The organism is Desulfobacterales bacterium, assembly GCA_034520365.1.
Taxonomy (GTDB): Bacteria; Desulfobacterota; Desulfobacteria; order Desulfobacterales; family Desulfosalsimonadaceae; genus M55B175.
Genome location: JAXHNP010000006.1, coordinates 800,930 through 816,939, shown reverse-complemented (window position 1 = coordinate 816,939; position 16,010 = coordinate 800,930). Strand labels below are relative to the sequence as shown.

The window sequence follows — 16,010 nt, the reverse complement described above, 5'->3', positions numbered from 1 at the left end:
CCGCGCGGTGATAAAAAGGGTACGCAAAAGGCTAAAATCCGTGGCCCTGTTTTTGCAAAACACCTATACTTTCGTTATATTTAAAAATATGTATTGCATTTGCCGGAAAAATCCAAACTATATTATACTCCCGGTTACTTCAGTTGCCTGATGAGGATTTAAAAGATAGCACCAAGTAAATAGGTTTTGGGTTACAAAACAAAATTTACAGGAACAAAGAAATGACAGCGTTTAAGAATTCAGACGGGGAAGCCCGCGAATACGCCGAGAGCATCATCAACACCGTGCGTGACCCCTTGATCATTCTGGATCAGGATCTCAGGGTAATTTCAGCCAGTCGCTCCTTTTATGACGCCTTTACGGTAAAGCCTGAAGAGACCGAGGGGCAACTGATTTATGACCTGGACAACAAACAGTGGGACATTCCGGAACTGCGGGATCTGCTCGAAACTCTCCTTCCTCAAAAAACAACCCTTGATGACTACCAGGTTGAACAGGAATTTGCCGACCTCGGCCGGCGCACCATGCTCGTCAATGCCCGGGAAATTCACAGAAAGTCCGGAAAAGAACGGCTTATCCTCCTTGCCATTGAAGATATCACCGAGCGCAAACAGACCGAAAAAGGCTTGCAAAGAATCGAATGGATGCTTTCCAGCCGACAGAAAGCCCTTTACGCTGCACGCCGCGCTTTAGAGGAGCCTTATGTCCCCCCTTACGGGGATTTGACAAAACTCAATACCAGCCGGAAGATACTGGATGCGGCAGGAGAAGAAACGCTTAAAAATATTGCAGACGACTTTTTGGATTTGCTTGAAACCTCGGTTGCCGTCTATGAAAGAAACGGCGATTACGCCCTGGGCCTGTTTTCCTCTGACTGGTGCAGGTTTATGGATCAGGCTTCATATCGTTTGTGTAAGACAGAGGACAGCGCACAGGCCCTGAGTTGTGGAAAATGGTTGTGCCATGAATCATGCTGGAATACCGCCAAACAATCCATTGCCACAGCAAAGCCGGTAGATATGGAATGTGAGGGCGGAATCCGCCTTTATGCCGTACCTATATTCGCCGGTGGGGAGGTGATCGGGACAATTAATGTCGGATACGGAGATCCGCCAACCGATGTTAACAGACTGTCAGAGCTGGCTAAAAAATACGGGGTAGATATAAAAGACTTAGTCGAGTGTTCAAATGCCTATGAAATCCGTCCCCCTTTTATCATTGAACTGGCCAAGCGACGGATTCGTTCCGCAGCTTATTTAATAGGCGAAATAGTGGAGCGAAAACAAGCTGAACAAGCCCTGCAGCAATCTGAGAGCTACTATCGCGCCATATTTGAGACCTCCGGCACGGCCATGTTCATTATTGAAGAAGACACCACCATTTCGCATGTTAACACCAATTTCGAAACACTGTCCGGATATTCCAGGCAGGAGGTGGAAGGGAAAAAATCCTGGACCGAATTTATTCACGCCGATGATGTCGGCTGGATGAAACAATACCATTATTTGCGCCGCGGGAATCCGGACCCTGCACCACACCAGTATGAGTTTCGTTTCATTACCCGCCACGGTGAAAAGCGAAATATTTTTCTGGCCGTGGACATGATTGCCGGAACCAATCGCAGTATAGCTTCCTGTATTGACATCACGGAGCGCAAGCAGGCGGAAAAGGCGGTTGCGGCGAGCGAGGAGAAATACAGGACCATATTGGACAGTATCGAAGATGGCTATTTTGAGGTGGATACAGCCGGAAATTTTACCTTTTTTAATGATTCCGCGTGCCGGATACTCGGCTATTCAAGTGCCGAATTAATGGGGATGAACTTTAGGGAATTAACGGATAAAAATAATACCGAAAAAGTTTTTCAGGCATTTAATCAAGTATTTACTACCGGAGCCTCGATAAAGACATTTGACTGGGCGCTTATAAGAAAAGACGGGGAAAAATGCTATGTGGACACCTCTGTTTCTTTAATGAGAGATGCCAATGGCAAGGCGATCGGTTTTCGAGGGGTTGCAAGAGACGTCACCGACCGCAAAAAGGCCGAAGCGGAGAAGGAAAAACTCCAGGCCCAGCTCAACCAGGCCCAGAAGATGGAATCCGTCGGACGTCTGGCGGGTGGCGTGGCCCACGATTTCAATAACAAGCTGACCATTATAAATGGTTATGCCGAAATGGCCATTGACATGATGGACCCGTCAGACCCTCTCCGTAAAACGATCCAGGAAATATATACCGCTGGAAAAAAATCCGCCGACATCGTCCGGCAGCTAATGGCTTTTGCCCGGCAGCAGACCATCAATCCGGTGCAGCTCGATTTAAATGAGACCATTTCCGGCATGCTGAAAATGCTGCAACGCTTGATCGGCGAAAATATTGATCTTGTGTGGCACCCGGGCAACAATCTCTGGCCGGTAAAACTAGATCCCTCCCAGGTTGACCAGACCATGGCCAATCTTGCCGTCAATGCGCGGGATGCAATTGCCGATGTAGGCAAAATTAAAATAGAAACAAACAATGTCGAGGTTGATGACGATTATTGTAACCTTTATCCTTATTTTGTTCCCGGACAATACGTCATGCTTTCCGTAAGCGATGATGGTTCGGGCATGGACAAGGAGACGCTGGCGAATCTGTTTGAACCGTTTTTTACCACCAAAGAGATCGGGAAAGGAACCGGACTCGGCATGGCTATGATATACGGCATTGTCAAACAGCACAACGGCTTTATCAATGTAGACAGCGAACCCGGAAAGGGAACGACTGTTAAAATATACCTGCCCCGTCTTGAAACGGAAGAATCCGCTTTGGAGCCCGCAAAAGAATCCACGCCCACACGGCAATTACCCACGGGAACGGAAACCATCCTGATCGTCGAAGATGAAATACCTGTGCTGCAAATGTCCAGACAGATCCTCGAAAGGCTGGGTTACACCGTTCAGACTGCTGGAAATCCATCTGCGGCATTGCAACTATTTGAAGCATACAATGGAACAATCCATTTGCTCATCACCGACGTGATTATGCCGGAGATGAATGGGCGGGATCTGGCCTCACGAATGGCCATGAGCCGGCCCGGACTCAAAATTTTATACATGTCGGGCTATACGGCTGATGTGATTGCCCATAAAGGGGTGATAGATGAAGGCGTTAAATTCATTCAGAAACCTTTTTCGATGCAGGAATTAGCGGTCAAGGTGCGGGATGCGATAGGGCAGTAATAGTTGAAAAATATCTTTCCTGAAGAGCATAGAAAAGGGGACGCACCAAATATGGTCCACTTGTTTTTCGACAATCTGGCCATTTGACAAACCTCTTTTATCGATGATCCAATACTTCTCGCACCTTAATAGCCAGCTCCCTTTTGGAAAAGGGCTTTTGAAGAAAATGCATACCGCTTTCCAGCACGCCTCTGTGAGCAATGACATTGGCGGTGTAGCCGGACATGTAAAGAACCTTAAGCCCCGGATAAAACGTTTCCAATCTTTCAGCCAGTTCCCGGCCGTTCATCCCGGGCATCACCACATCGGTGAGCAAAAGATGAATTTCGTCCGCATAAGTCTCGGTAATGGCCATTGTCTCATTCGGATCTTTCGCACAAAGAACTTTATAGCCAAGCTTTTCAAGCATCATTTTCCCGAGATTCAGAATTGACAAATCATCCTCAACAAGCAGAATAGTCTCACCTCGACCCACCGGTGTTTCCGCCCCTATCTCTGTTTCCGCCCCTTCCCTTTCACCACCGATATGACGGGACAAATAAATTTTAAAAGTGCTGCCTTTTTCCGGTTCGCTGTAGACATTGATAAACCCCTCATTTTGTTTAACGATGCCGTATACGGTGGCCAGTCCCAGCCCGGTTCCCTCGCCAAGGCCTTTGGTCGTGTAAAAGGGCTCAAAAATACTTTCCAAAGTCTCTTTATCCATGCCGCAGCCATCGTCACTGACCGCCAGCAGGACATATTGGCCGGGCAGGAAATCCACGTGTTCTCTGCAGTATTCCTCGTTGAACGTCACATTTTGTGTCTCAATGGTAATTTTGCCCACACCGGTGATGGCATCTCTTGCGTTGACACACAGATTGGCCAGTATCTGATCGACCTGAACCGGGTCCATTTTTACCTGCCACAGCTGGGACCCCGGCCGCCAGGCCAGGGCGATATCCTCTCCGATCAGACGCCGGAGCATCTTCAGCATGTTTTCAATTGTGTCATTTAAATCGATCACTTTCGGTGAAATGGTTTGTTTCCGGGCAAACGCGAGTAATTGCCGGGTGATGGCCGATGAGCGTTTGGCCGCCGAGAAGATCTCTTCCAAATCCGCATACAATGGTTCATCCGGAGAAACCTTATCCAAAGCCATCTCCGTATAGCCAATGATAACACTGAGCGCATTGTTGTAATCATGGGCCACCCCGCCCGCCAACCGGCCCACGGATTCCATTTTTTGCGCCTGTACAAATTGTTCCTGCAACTGCTGATGCGCCTTTTCTTTTTTAATTCTCTCGGAAATATCCCGGACGAATACCAGTGCGCCGTCTTTTTCTTCATAGCGAAAGGGGACGGCCTTCACTTCAACATCCACGGGACTGCCGTCCATTCGCAGATAAGTTTCCTCAATGGACGGCACTGCCATTTTTTCCTGATTCAACAGGCGAATCCGTTCGCGCACGATATTATGATAGTCCGGATGAAAGCTGTCTAATACCGGTTTTCCGATTAAATCGCCGGAAGCGCTGGCCCCGAAAAGCGTGACTGCCGCCTGGTTCAAATAGGCAAACCGGCCATTGGTCTGGACGAAAATCGCATCCGGCGAGCTTTCAACCAGAAGCCGAAATTTTTGCTCGCTATCACGCAGCGCCTGCTCGGCCGTTTTACGCTCAGTGATCTCGCGGGTAACGCCCTGGAGTCTGACCGGCGCGGCATTTTCATCGAAAATAATCGTGCCGTGAATTTCCACGGCAACGGCTGAGCCGTCTTTTCGATAAATCTCCGTTTCAAATACGGCGCCCTGATGAGCCAGGCCTTTATCAATTTCCCGGGCAATAATCGCGGCCAATTTAGCAAATTCAGCCTCACTGCAGTGGTCTGACAAACGGCTGCCGATCCATTCCTCAGGGGTATAACCGGTTAATTGTTCAATCGCCGGATTAACATAGGTAAATACGGTTTCCGGGGTCATGGTCCAAATCACGTCAAGCGTATTATCGGCCAGGAGCCGGTATTGCCTTTCACTATTTTGAAATTCCGCCGTTCGGCGCCTGACCTGCTTGCGCAAAGACCATGACCAGAGAAAAACCGCTAAAACAGCTAAAATCAGCGGCACAACCACCCAGGCGATATATCGGAAAACTTCGGAGAAAGTGGGGGGCAAATCTTCATAGCCCCCAAGCCATTTCCGCCGGATCTGCTGATATTCACCGGATTTTTCGATGAGCTTCAACCCCTCACTGAAATGGGACAATAAGGCCTTTTGATTATGCGGCACGGCAAATCCATAGCCCGGTGAAAGCAGCGGCTGCTGGCTTAACGTTAAATTCTGCCATCCCTTTTTATCGATCCAATACAAGGCTGTCAGCCGGGCGACTAAAGCACAGTCGCGATCTCCTGATGCCACCTTTTCCAGCGCATCCTCCTGTGCGGCAACGGTGACCACCTGATCTTCGAGCCCGTTTTCCAGAACGAAATCATGCATGATATCGCCCTTCTGAACCACAATCCGCTGCCCGCTCAACGCTTCAACCGTTTCCGGCGGGGGGCGTTCACCCTTTCTTGTGACGCTGACATAATGGTTTACCGTATAGGGCTGCGTAAAATCGAAAGTGAGGTCCCGCCCGGGTGAATAGAGCATACCCTGTATGGCGTCGATTTTGCCCGCACCGAGTTCATCCCGAATCTCGGCCCAGGGGCCAAGCCGGATTTCTATATCAAGGCCCAGCGCATTGGCGATGGCCTTTGTAATGGCGGTATTGAATCCGGCGGGATTGCCGTTTTCGTCAATATACTCGAAAGGGGGATAATTGTGATCCCCGCCAATGACAATCCGACGGTTCCTTGGCAGCTGCAAAGCGGCAAACCATTTCGCATGCAGATGGCGATAGGTGCCGTCTGCCATGACAATGGAAAGGCCTTCATTTAACAAGGCCAGCGTCTCGCGGTCGCCTTCCTTTACCGCAAAACAGAAATCCTGGCGAAAATCTTCAACCGGTTTGTCGACTATCCGCAGATTGAGCAGTTCATTTTCCTGGAGCAGGCGAAGCGCCACCAGCCAGGGAATGAGCACTGCCGTGTAGCGACCTTCGGAAAGTTCCTGCAATGCCTGCTTGAACGTGTTTGTGGTTTTGATTTCCACCCCATGATCTTTTCGGCGCAGGTATTCCTCGGCATTGTCGCCTTTCATGACGGCAACGGTTTTGCCTTCGAGGTCGCCCATTCCCCGAACACCTCTTGCTTCAGTTCTCACGACAAGAGCGCCGTGCAAGGACATATAGGGGAAGGTGAAGTCAAAGATGGATTCCCGCTCAGTTGTTCGCCCCACAACTGGCAGAGCTTTGACTTTGCCATGTTCAAGCCACCCCCTTACCTCGGCCCAGGGACCGGTTCGGAAAGTCACATCTCTGCCCATGGCGTTAAGCGCCGCCCGCATCAGTTCAAGCGAGAAACCGTTTGCCCGTCCCTCCGGGTCAACAATGGAGAATGGGGGATAGTTGGTTTCAGCGGCGGAAAGCAAAGGGGGATCAGCTTTTTCGGCTGAATTGGCGGGCGTGTAAAAAAACAATAAAGCGATGGCAAGAATTGTTGCGATAAAGAACTTGTGCGGTATGTATGGGTGCTTGAAGCTTAGGTGCATGTTTGAAAGTCTTTGGATGTAATCTGGGAAGTTAAATGACTTAGAGCTGCAGACACTCGCGCTTTTAGCCTTCTGAATTTTTGGCATATCGTTTTGTAACTTATCGTTTATATATAATAACTTCAAGACTGTAATATGCAAAAATTTATAGGGAAGGATAAATAGTTATCAAAAAGCAGGGGAGTGGACAAAGCAACAAATGATTCCTTGTTGATATAAGCTTAAGGTTCTATTATTATAGGTTGAATAAAATTTTTAAACTCAGGGAGCATTTATGTCGCTAACCGGCAACCTGGAAACATTCGAGCTGAGCGCACTTTTGCGAATGCTGGCATACGAGCAGCGCACCGGCAGACTGGTTATTAAATCCGAGACCAATACGGTCCAGGTCTTTCTTCATGACGGGGATATTGTGTTTGCCACGGAAACCCGAAAAAATAACCGCCTGGGCGAGCTTATGAAAGAAAACGGCCTGATCTCGCAGCAAGTGCTGGATGAGTGTTTGACGCTTAGTTTAAAAAAGAAGGAACGGCTTGGCAAAACGCTCGTGGAGCAGGGCTACCTCTCCCTGGAGCGGCTCAATGCCTTTCTTCTAAAGCAGGCCGAAAACACGGTATATAATGTTTTGTTGTGGGGTACCGGTAAATTTGAATATATGGACGCCCCGCTCAACCTGAAGGGAGCCATCGAGTATAAACTGGATACCATGAATATTCTGCTTGATGCCTCCCGCCGGATCGAAGAAATGGGGATTTTAAAGAAACAGATACCGAGCGACGCGGCGATCCCTAAAATTTCCGGCCAAACAGGCGGCAGGGGCGAAATTAAACTTAAAGCGGATGAATGGCGTATTTTGTCACTGCTCAACGGCCAGGCAACGGTACGGCAAATTTTTGACAAAAGCGGATTCGACGATTTTACCGCATACCAGATATTAAATTCCCTGATTTCCTCCGGAAGGGTTAAAGTTCGCCAGCCAAGAACATTGGCTGAGCTGGAAGAAGCCGTGATTAGACAAATTCAGGGCATAGACGCAGGACAATTCCGATGGGCAATGGATAATATGGGGCTCAAACGATCCAGCCTGCTTCGGATCGCGCTCTCCCGAATTTTCCGGGAGGCGGTCAATGAAAATCCAATTCGGGCTGTGGCTGAAAAAGAAGCAGCCAAAATCAATCAATCCAAAGAAGAAAAAATGGCATTAAATGAAATCCGGGAAGAAAACCAGGTGCCGTATATGAAAGATATCATCGAACTGTTATGGCAGGCCTTCAATCAAGCGGGTTAAAATGAGGCCGTTCAATATGGTCGGCTTAGGTCGGCACGGTGGCCGACCCTACGACGGTTGGTCCCTGGCACATTCCATTGTATGGCGTATCACCGTGCCCGCCATCAATTTAGGTCGGCGCGGTGGCCGACCCTACGATGAATCGGGTTTTCTCCATTCGTATGGCGGGTCACCATGCCCGCCCCAATATTAATCGGGTTTTTCCCCATTTGTCGGGCGGGTTACCGCGCCCGTCCCAATATTAATCGGGTTTTTCCCCAGGCGTAGGGCGGGTCACCGTGCCCGCCCATTTGTCGGTCGGCGCGGCGGCCGACCATAGGCCGGTTGGTCCCTGGCACATCCCATTGTAGGGCGGGCCACTGTGCCCGCCGTAAAGCCCGCCGTCAAGCCCGCCCGAAAAACAGGCGGAACAAATTGACCCCGTCTGATTCATCCGGCGATTTTTTTTTTGACAAAATCCTTGGAATCCGTGGTTTGCGGCTTGATCTCATCCGCGGATGGGCCTTGTTCAATAAAGGACTGCAGGCTCTTTTCCAGTTCCGGCGGCGTATCGGAAAATCGGCAGCCGAGGCCGATGCTTTGAAATCTCTCCATATCGATCACCCAGCGGATTTCAACCGCAATATCGGCTGGAATGCGCCGTCTTTCAAGGTCATGCAATTCAATCAGCGTCAGGTGATCGCCTTCCTTAAACGTCAGGTTGGGATGCCGGATTAAAACACAGCCCATGCCGCCCAGGCTTAAATCCATTATTTTAACCGGAATGGTGCTTTGGATACCGGGCAGGGCAAACAATGCGGTAAGCCCTTGCTGCCTGGAAAAAAATACCCGTTTATATTTGCGCTGCTTTTCCCATTGGTTGGTCATGTCAGATCCTCCCCGAGCTGCATTGAATGATTATTAATTCCCCCAACAGTCCATTATAGATCAATCCGCCAGGGCCTTGCGCACCTTGACCGCCAGGTCGATTTTGGCAAACGGCTTTTGAATGAAATGCACGCCCGCAGCCAGCACGCCCCGGTGGGCGATGAAGTTGGCCGTATAACCGGACATGAACAATACCTTTAACTCCGGATACAGGGCTTGCAGTTGCTCAGCCTGCGCCCGGCCGTTCATTTCCGGCATGACAACATCGGTGATCAGGAGATGAATGCTGTCGCCATGTTCCCGGGCCTTTTTCATGGCCTGCTCCGGCGTGGCCGCATCCAGAACGGTATAGCCCAGTTTTTCAAGCATGGTCTTGGCAAGATTTAGCACCGGCGTTTCGTCCTCAACGATCAGCACGGTCTCGCTGCCGTGCGGCGGGGTTTTAACCGCGGATTCCGTTTCAAGCGCGCCTGACTCGCCTGCATGGCGGGGCAGATAAATCCGGAAGGTGGCGCCTTTTTCCGGCTCACTGTAGACGTTAATGAATCCATTGTTCTGCTTGACAATGCCATATACCGTGGAAAGGCCCAGGCCGGTGCCTTCACCCAAACCCTTGGTCGTGTAAAACGGTTCAAATATTTTATCCCGGGTTTCCAAATCCATGCCGCAACCGTCATCACTGACCGCCAGAAGGGTAAAGTCGCCCGGCACAAATCCCGCGTGATCGGCGCAGTAGTCTTTGTCAAAACTGACATTGCCGGTTTTCGTATGGCCCGCGGGCATACAGAAAATCCAGGGCCTCTTCGCCGTCGCCCACCACCAGGACGTTGTTGGCAAGGTTGTGTTTTTTCAGGGCCCGCATGGCCATTTCGGCATCATTGGGATTGTCCTCCACCAGCAGAATTTCCACTTCATTTAAGTTTTCCATGGGTTGTCTCCTTGAATGACGACCCGAAGCGCATCGTCACTGCCGGGGCAGTGTAAAGAAAAACGCCGCCCCGTGATCGATTTTTCCGCGGGCCCAAACCCGGCCGCCGTGGCGGTGGATAATCCGCTGAACAATGGCCAGCCCCACCCCGGTGCCTTCGAATTCATCATCCTTGTGCAGCCGTTGAAACACGCTGAACAGTTTGTGCGCATATCGCTCATCAAATCCGGCGCCATAATCGGTTATGCAAAAGATCACCTCTCTATCCTTTTGCTGAGCCTCAATTTCGATTTTTTTGATATTCGATTTGGCGCTGTATTTCAAGGCATTGCCGATTAAATTGCGCCAGACCTGCTTAATCAATGTAATATCACATGCGACTTGCGGCAAGCGATCGATATGGATATCAAATGCAGTTTTCTCAGATTCACTTGCCAATTCCTGGTACACGGATTCGACAATGGCCCGCATGTCAACTGGGGAAAAATTCATTTCAGCTCTTGAAATCCGGGAAAGACTCAGCAGATCGGAAATCAGTTTATCCATGCGGACGGCATTCTGCCGGATGGTGTCGATAAAGCGCCTGCCTTCATTATCAAGCTGTTGTGCGTAATCTTCCAGCAGGAACCGGGCATAGCCGTCAATGGCCCTAAGCGGGGCCCGCAAATCGTGGGAGACCGAATACGCAAATGCTTCCAGTTCCTGGTTGGCCAGTTCCAGATTGCGGCGTTCCTCTTTTAACTCGGCGGTCATTTGATTGAGGTCTTCCACCATATAGAGCATGGCCTGCTGGCTGTTGTTTAATTTTTCCACTTTTTCCCGGAGCTCCGCGGTTCGCTGGGCCACCTGGGCTTCGAGGTCATCCTTCAGATTGTTCAAGCTTTTGGTGCGCCTTTTGACCGCCTTCTGGAGAAACAGGATGGAGATGCCGCCGCCGACAATCAAAAGCGGGATAACAGTGTAGCGGATAATCGGGTTCCGAGGCGATGACGATGCGGTCCTGCGGGGAAACCGGGGCCTCAATATGTCCGTTTTCCTGGCTGAAGGCGCCGGCCGGGACAAAAAGCAGCCAAGCCGCCAGAAGATATGTCAGCCATCCGGGCCTCACGAAGTGCCGGCTTTCAAACGCGCGATCTCATCGCGCAGTTCTTTTATCCGGAACTCCCGTTCAATGGTGGCATCGCGGAAGCGCTCCAGCTCGGCCACCCGTTCTTTGAGCTCCCTTGTTTTTTCTGCCACTTCGGTTTCGAGATGCGCTTTTAGCCGGCGGAGTTCGTCCTCGGCCTGCTTGCGCTCAATGATGTAGCCCAGATACAAAGCCGCTTTTTGAATGCGCTCCTTGGCATAATCGATAATAAATCGGGGCCGGGATTGGTAGGTCTGGGCCTGTTTGCGCAAATCTTCGACGGAAAGGCGGTATTTTTCGGCAAGCGCCTGCAGCGTCTCTTCATCGGTGGGCGGGTCGCCGTAGCCAAAGTTGATGGCCCCCACAACTGCGCCGCCGGCCCGAATGGGTACCGCATATAACCGGATTCCTCCGTGGCAGGCCACGTCCACCGCTTGCCCCTTTTTATGGCCGGCAGAGAAGCCTCCTGCCAGCAGGATTCATGGCACAGCCATTTACCGCTATTGAGCGCTGCACGGTTATCGTCGGTATGGCATAGTCTTCGGGAAGCGGCGTCCATCATTCGGCACCAGCCCGAAGAAAACAATCCCAGGGCATAATCGCCGCTGGTTTCGTATATGGCCGTGGAGGTTTCGAGCAGATCAAGGTATTCCGTGGCCATATCCCGGAGCTGTTCCTTTCCTACCGTAGCCAGGATTATTCCGGTTTCGTTGAGCAGGCTCAAATCGCCGTATTCGGGCGCAAAATCACTCTCTGCCGTTTTTTTCGGGGCGAGCATCCACTCGATGTGACGCACATCCGTTTCGGCTTTTTTTCTCCGAAGCCCCTTCGGCGGGTTTGTTTTTTGTCGGGTCCTGGTTCATTGTATCAATGGTCTCTCTCTATCGGTCGGCACGGTGGCCGTTCAATTTGGCCGGCGCGGTGGCCGGCCCTACGACGGTTATTCCCTGGCAAATCCCATTGTAGGGCGGGCCACCGTGCCCGCCATGACATCGGCCGGCATAGCGGCCGATCAAACCGGCCGGCAATCATGGCATATCCGCCATCCATCGGTGCCATGAATATGGATATTCCTGCCATCGATCCACTATACCGGCGCGAACGGGATTGTTTACAATATACTCGGCAACGACCCGGATATCCTCTTCTTTTCGCAGGGCATGATCATAAACCCCTCTTTGCCAGCAGGTGCCGGTCAACCCGTTTTTCATCAAAAGATTGGCGGTGTAACTTTTCCAGCTGTTTATGGCATCCATCAAATTGCCTGTAACCGGTGAAATCATTATATGCAGATGGTCCGGCATCAGGCAAACCGCATAGCGTTTTGTCTGTTCGCCAAAGGGGCCGGATTGCAGTGTGTGAATTATTTTTTGGGCGTAATTTTCGTTTTGAAATAAGGGACGGCGGTTAAATGTACAAATGGTCATGCTGAAAATCCGGGCGGGGATTTCGTATTGTTCTCGCGGAAGCCGTATGTTTTTTCTTCTGCGGGCCATTAAATTTATTTTTGAACAGTCATGTGTTCATTGGCGTTGTTGGGCCGGCGCGGTGGCCGCATTTATCGGCCGGCGCGGTGGCCGGCCCTACGACGGTTGGTCCCTGGGATATCCTGCTGTAGGGCGGGTCACCGTGCCCGCCATCAATTTGGCCGGCGCGGTGGCCGGCCCTACGACGGTTTGGGCCGCAGGCACATCCTGCTGTATGGCGAAGCATCGTGCTTGCCGATCATTTTGGGCCGGCACGGTGGCCGACCCTACGACGGTTGGTCCCTGGCATCTCCTATTGTAGGGCGGGTCACCGTGCCCGCCCATTTGTCGGCCGGCACGGCGGCCGACCCTGCGCCCGCCATTAACCACCATGCCTGCCATTAACCACTGCGCCCGCCGAATCAGGGTTTGGGCTCCTCAGCCGTTAACCACTTTTCAGGTGTCTAATGCCTCACGGATCGCGGCTGCCATTTCGTCCCGGACAATGGGTTTTAGCAGAAATGCGGATACACCCATTTCTTTTGCCATTTCTTCATTGATCTGTTCACTGAAGCCGGTACAGAGAATAACCGGCAGATCCGGGCGCAAGCGGCGAGCCTCTTTGATCAGGATAATACCCGTCATCTCGGGCATGGCCATATCCGTAATCAACAGATCGAAATCCCCCGGACTTTCCCGGAACCGTTCCAATGCTTCAATGCTGCTTGTGCGGACCTCCACGGTATAGCCAAGGTTTATCAGTTGCTGCTCCACCATCTCGGCAATCGGATGCTCATCATCCACAAACAAAATTCTCTCTGAACCTTTGGGGAGTTCTTTTTCTGTTGCTTTTGTTTGGGTTGGCGCAAACTCGGCAGCCGGCAGGTAAACGATGAATTCACTGCCTTGCCCCAGCTGACTTGCCACATCGATCATACCGTGATGGCCTTCAACAATGCCATGAACAACCGAAAGCCCAAGACCCGTGCCTTTTTCCTCAGATTTTGTGGTAAAAAACGGATTAAAAATTTTGTCAATAAGCCCCGGGTCAATACCGGGACCGGTATCCGAGACACTCAAAGCCACGTGTTTCCCGGGTTTCATGCCGAAGTGCGAGGCGGTAAAGTGCGCATCCAGGTCCACTTTTCGAAGCCGGATTGTCATTATCCCACTGTTTTCCATGGCCTGTGCGGCATTGGTGCAGAGATTCATGATGATCTGGTGAATTTGCCCCGGATCGCCGCTGACTAAAATGTCGGTTTCTATCTCCTGTTTGATTTCAATGGATTTCGGCAGCGATGCCCGGAGCAGCTTCATGGATTCCTTGACCAGCAGATTGACATTCAGGGGCACCATATCCGACTCTGTCTGTCGGCTGAAGGTGAGGATCTGCTTGACCAGATCCCTGGCCCGGGCCCCGGCCGCGTAAATCTGGCTGAGATTTTGTTCAAAGAGGGTTCCCTTTTCCGCATCTTCCAGCAGCAATTCGGAATAGCCGATGATGGCGGTCAGGATGTTGTTGAAATCGTGGGCGATGCCGCCCGCCAGGGTGCCGATGGCTTCAAGCTTCTGGGCCTGCCGAAGCTCGGATTCAAGCATTTTTCGTTCTTCTTCTGTCTGCTGCCGATTGATAATCACCGAAAAATGGCTAACCAGGGTTTCAATGGCATACCGGAACCCAAGGTCCTCACCTTTTTTTAAAAGCAGGGACACCCCCCCATAGGGCCTGTCGTCAAGGGCAAAACCGATGGTATATACCGAGCCGATATCCAGCAGGGCTTCCATCTCCCGGCATGTTTCCATTGGAATTTTTTCCGCCATAAGCTGATATAGCCCGCCCGGAATCTGTTCAAGCAGTCCGGTGGTATAAAGCTCCGCCTCTTCGCCCATTTCCTCAGGCCTTAAATTAATATCCCGGAGCATCTCCAGGTAATCTGTCGCCCCGTCCATCAATGCCTCCAGGCCATGCATGGACTTCAGCTTGATCGCTTTCTCTTTTCGATCATACAAAGAAACCAGCACATATGCCCGGGGATTGACCCCATGGATCGTTTCACCCAGGAGCTGACACAGGGCATCAATGTCTGTCACCCGGCTGCCCTGGATAATCGTATCGCTCACCAATTGGAGCTCCTGGATATAGTGCTCCCGATAGATTTTCGCCTGTTTCTGTTCCGTGACATCGTCAGCCTGGCTCATGACGATGCGCCGGCCGTCCGGCAGACCACCCAGGGGGGTGGTATAAAACCGCCAGGTTCTCTGTTGTCTGTCTTTTGTTTGGATGACAAACTCACCTTCATCCCGGCGCCGGTTTAGCTCATAAAGCTCTTCGATACTGGCCTTTATTTCATTCTTTTGCTCACCGTAAGCCTTTTCGGTCCAGTCCCCGATGGTCGGAATTTCGTCATGGCGATAGCCGGTCAGATCCCGCCATACCTTATTGACGGCAAGGACTTCGCCGTCTTCGGCATGGAGCATGACCGGAAAGGTGGATTCATAAAACATCCGCTGAAACTGCTCCTCTGCGGCATTTTTCTGCTCCTCGATGCGGATGCCGTGAAGCCCCAGGCTAATATCGCCGGCCGCCTCCTTGACCAGTTCCAGTTCATTTTCCTGCGCGGCCTGGGTTTTCAGGGCCACGGTGATCATGCCGAATTCCTGGCCGTTATTTCGAAGCCGGCAGCTCATGCAGGTGCCGCCCTGGATTTGCGGTTCCAGGGGGCATTCCCCGCATACCGAATGCCGGTCATGGCTGAAAAATATCTCTTCAGCGCCCTGTGCAAAAAGTTCCCGGGCGCATGCCGGGGGACGGCCCTGCTTAAACCCTTCGATCAACCCGGAAAAGGCCTCCCCGATCCCGGCTTCGGCCCAGGCTTCAGGCTGGCCTGAATTATCAAAAAGCACAATCCAGGCCGTATCCCAGGCGCCGAAATCCACCATGGGGCGTACGCCTTGCTCAATTAAGCGCTGGCGGTCTTTTTCCCGGACAATCAGATGGTTGATATGACGGATGGCGGACAAGATATTGTTTAAGCGCTGAATCTGCCTGACCGATTCCTGCCGTTCAATGGCGTATCGGATTACCCGCCGGAGCACGGCGCTGTCGATTCTGCCTTTTACCAGATAATCCTGGGCCCCTTCGTGGACGGTGGCGAGGCCGGTTTCCTCGTCATCAAGGTTGGTCATCACCACAACCGGCATCAGGGGGGCCGCCCCCTTAAGGCTTTGCAGTGTTTCAAGGCCCCGGCTGTCCGGGAGGTTCAGATCCAGCAGAACAATATCATAAAAATCGGTTTGCAACTGCCCAAGGGCATCGGCCAGCTTTTCTGTTTTTTTAATATGATATTCGGCTGATGCAAGTTCGGCATGCATCTCGGCAACAAGATCCACGGCCCCGGGGTTGCCTTCTACCAGGAGAATTTTGATGGGCCTGACCGGCTTGCTCGCTGCCATTTCACAAAGCTCCTTTCTTTCCGTCTAATGAAA

At 51.5% G+C, this 16,010-nt stretch carries 10 protein-coding genes; 2 read left to right on the top strand and 8 right to left on the bottom strand.

Annotated features, from left to right (window positions below; all coding sequences use genetic code 11):
- Positions 1 to 221 precede the first annotated feature (221 nt).
- Complete coding sequence (locus U5L07_11670) at positions 222 to 3,221, top strand: PAS domain S-box protein (protein ID MDZ7832400.1); 3,000 nt, start codon at positions 222 to 224, stop codon at positions 3,219 to 3,221.
- Between the two features lie 97 nt (positions 3,222 to 3,318).
- Here U5L07_11670 and U5L07_11665 read toward each other — a convergent pair whose 3' ends face one another.
- On the bottom strand, positions 3,319 to 6,849 hold the full coding sequence (locus U5L07_11665) for a transporter substrate-binding domain-containing protein (protein MDZ7832399.1): 3,531 nt from the start codon (positions 6,847 to 6,849) through the stop codon (positions 3,319 to 3,321).
- A gap of 274 nt (positions 6,850 to 7,123) precedes the next feature.
- Between U5L07_11665 and U5L07_11660 the strand changes: the two genes are divergently transcribed.
- Entirely contained in the window at positions 7,124 to 8,137 is a 1,014-nt protein-coding gene (locus tag U5L07_11660) for a DUF4388 domain-containing protein (GenBank protein MDZ7832398.1), read from the top strand.
- A 429-nt stretch (positions 8,138 to 8,566) separates the two neighbouring features.
- On the opposite strand, the gene U5L07_11655 is transcribed toward U5L07_11660, so the two are convergent.
- The 7 genes from U5L07_11655 to U5L07_11625 all read right to left on the bottom strand — a co-directional run bounded on the left by U5L07_11655 (position 8,567) and on the right by U5L07_11625 (position 15,977).
- A complete protein-coding gene (locus tag U5L07_11655) occupies positions 8,567 to 9,004 on the bottom strand; it encodes a PilZ domain-containing protein (protein MDZ7832397.1) in 438 nt (145 codons plus the stop codon).
- Positions 9,005 to 9,064: 60 nt separating this feature from the next.
- Positions 9,065 to 9,787 carry a response regulator gene (locus U5L07_11650; GenBank protein ID MDZ7832396.1) on the bottom strand — a complete coding sequence of 241 codons (723 nt, stop codon included), beginning with the start codon at positions 9,785 to 9,787 and terminating at the stop codon, positions 9,065 to 9,067.
- A complete protein-coding gene (locus U5L07_11645; GenBank protein ID MDZ7832395.1) occupies positions 9,747 to 9,932 on the bottom strand; it encodes a hypothetical protein in 186 nt (61 codons plus the stop codon). Before U5L07_11645 ends, U5L07_11650 begins: the two co-directional genes overlap by 41 nt.
- Positions 9,933 to 9,968: 36 nt before the next feature.
- Positions 9,969 to 10,955, bottom strand: coding sequence for an ATP-binding protein (locus tag U5L07_11640; protein MDZ7832394.1), 987 nt, complete (start codon positions 10,953 to 10,955; stop codon positions 9,969 to 9,971).
- Between the two features lie 81 nt (positions 10,956 to 11,036).
- Positions 11,037 to 11,531 carry a PocR ligand-binding domain-containing protein gene (locus tag U5L07_11635; protein ID MDZ7832393.1) on the bottom strand — a complete coding sequence of 165 codons (495 nt, stop codon included), beginning with the start codon at positions 11,529 to 11,531 and terminating at the stop codon, positions 11,037 to 11,039.
- Between the two features lie 555 nt (positions 11,532 to 12,086).
- A complete protein-coding gene (locus U5L07_11630; GenBank protein MDZ7832392.1) occupies positions 12,087 to 12,485 on the bottom strand; it encodes a transposase in 399 nt (132 codons plus the stop codon).
- Positions 12,486 to 12,980: 495 nt separating this feature from the next.
- On the bottom strand, positions 12,981 to 15,977 hold the full coding sequence (locus U5L07_11625) for a response regulator (GenBank protein MDZ7832391.1): 2,997 nt from the start codon (positions 15,975 to 15,977) through the stop codon (positions 12,981 to 12,983).
- Positions 15,978 to 16,010 lie beyond the last annotated feature (33 nt).

Excerpts from the sequence above, each read along its gene's own strand:
- U5L07_11670 (MDZ7832400.1), top strand. The coding sequence starts at position 222 with ATGACAGCGTTTAAGAATTCAGACGGGGAAGCCCGCGAATACGCCGAG.
- U5L07_11665 (MDZ7832399.1), bottom strand. The coding sequence starts at position 6,849 with ATGCACCTAAGCTTCAAGCACCCATACATACCGCACAAGTTCTTTATC.
- U5L07_11660 (MDZ7832398.1), top strand. The coding sequence starts at position 7,124 with ATGTCGCTAACCGGCAACCTGGAAACATTCGAGCTGAGCGCACTTTTG.
- U5L07_11655 (MDZ7832397.1), bottom strand. The coding sequence starts at position 9,004 with ATGACCAACCAATGGGAAAAGCAGCGCAAATATAAACGGGTATTTTTT.
- U5L07_11650 (MDZ7832396.1), bottom strand. The coding sequence starts at position 9,787 with ATGCCCGCGGGCCATACGAAAACCGGCAATGTCAGTTTTGACAAAGAC.
- U5L07_11645 (MDZ7832395.1), bottom strand. The coding sequence starts at position 9,932 with ATGGAAAACTTAAATGAAGTGGAAATTCTGCTGGTGGAGGACAATCCC.
- U5L07_11630 (MDZ7832392.1), bottom strand. The coding sequence starts at position 12,485 with ATGACCATTTGTACATTTAACCGCCGTCCCTTATTTCAAAACGAAAAT.
- U5L07_11625 (MDZ7832391.1), bottom strand. The coding sequence starts at position 15,977 with ATGGCAGCGAGCAAGCCGGTCAGGCCCATCAAAATTCTCCTGGTAGAA.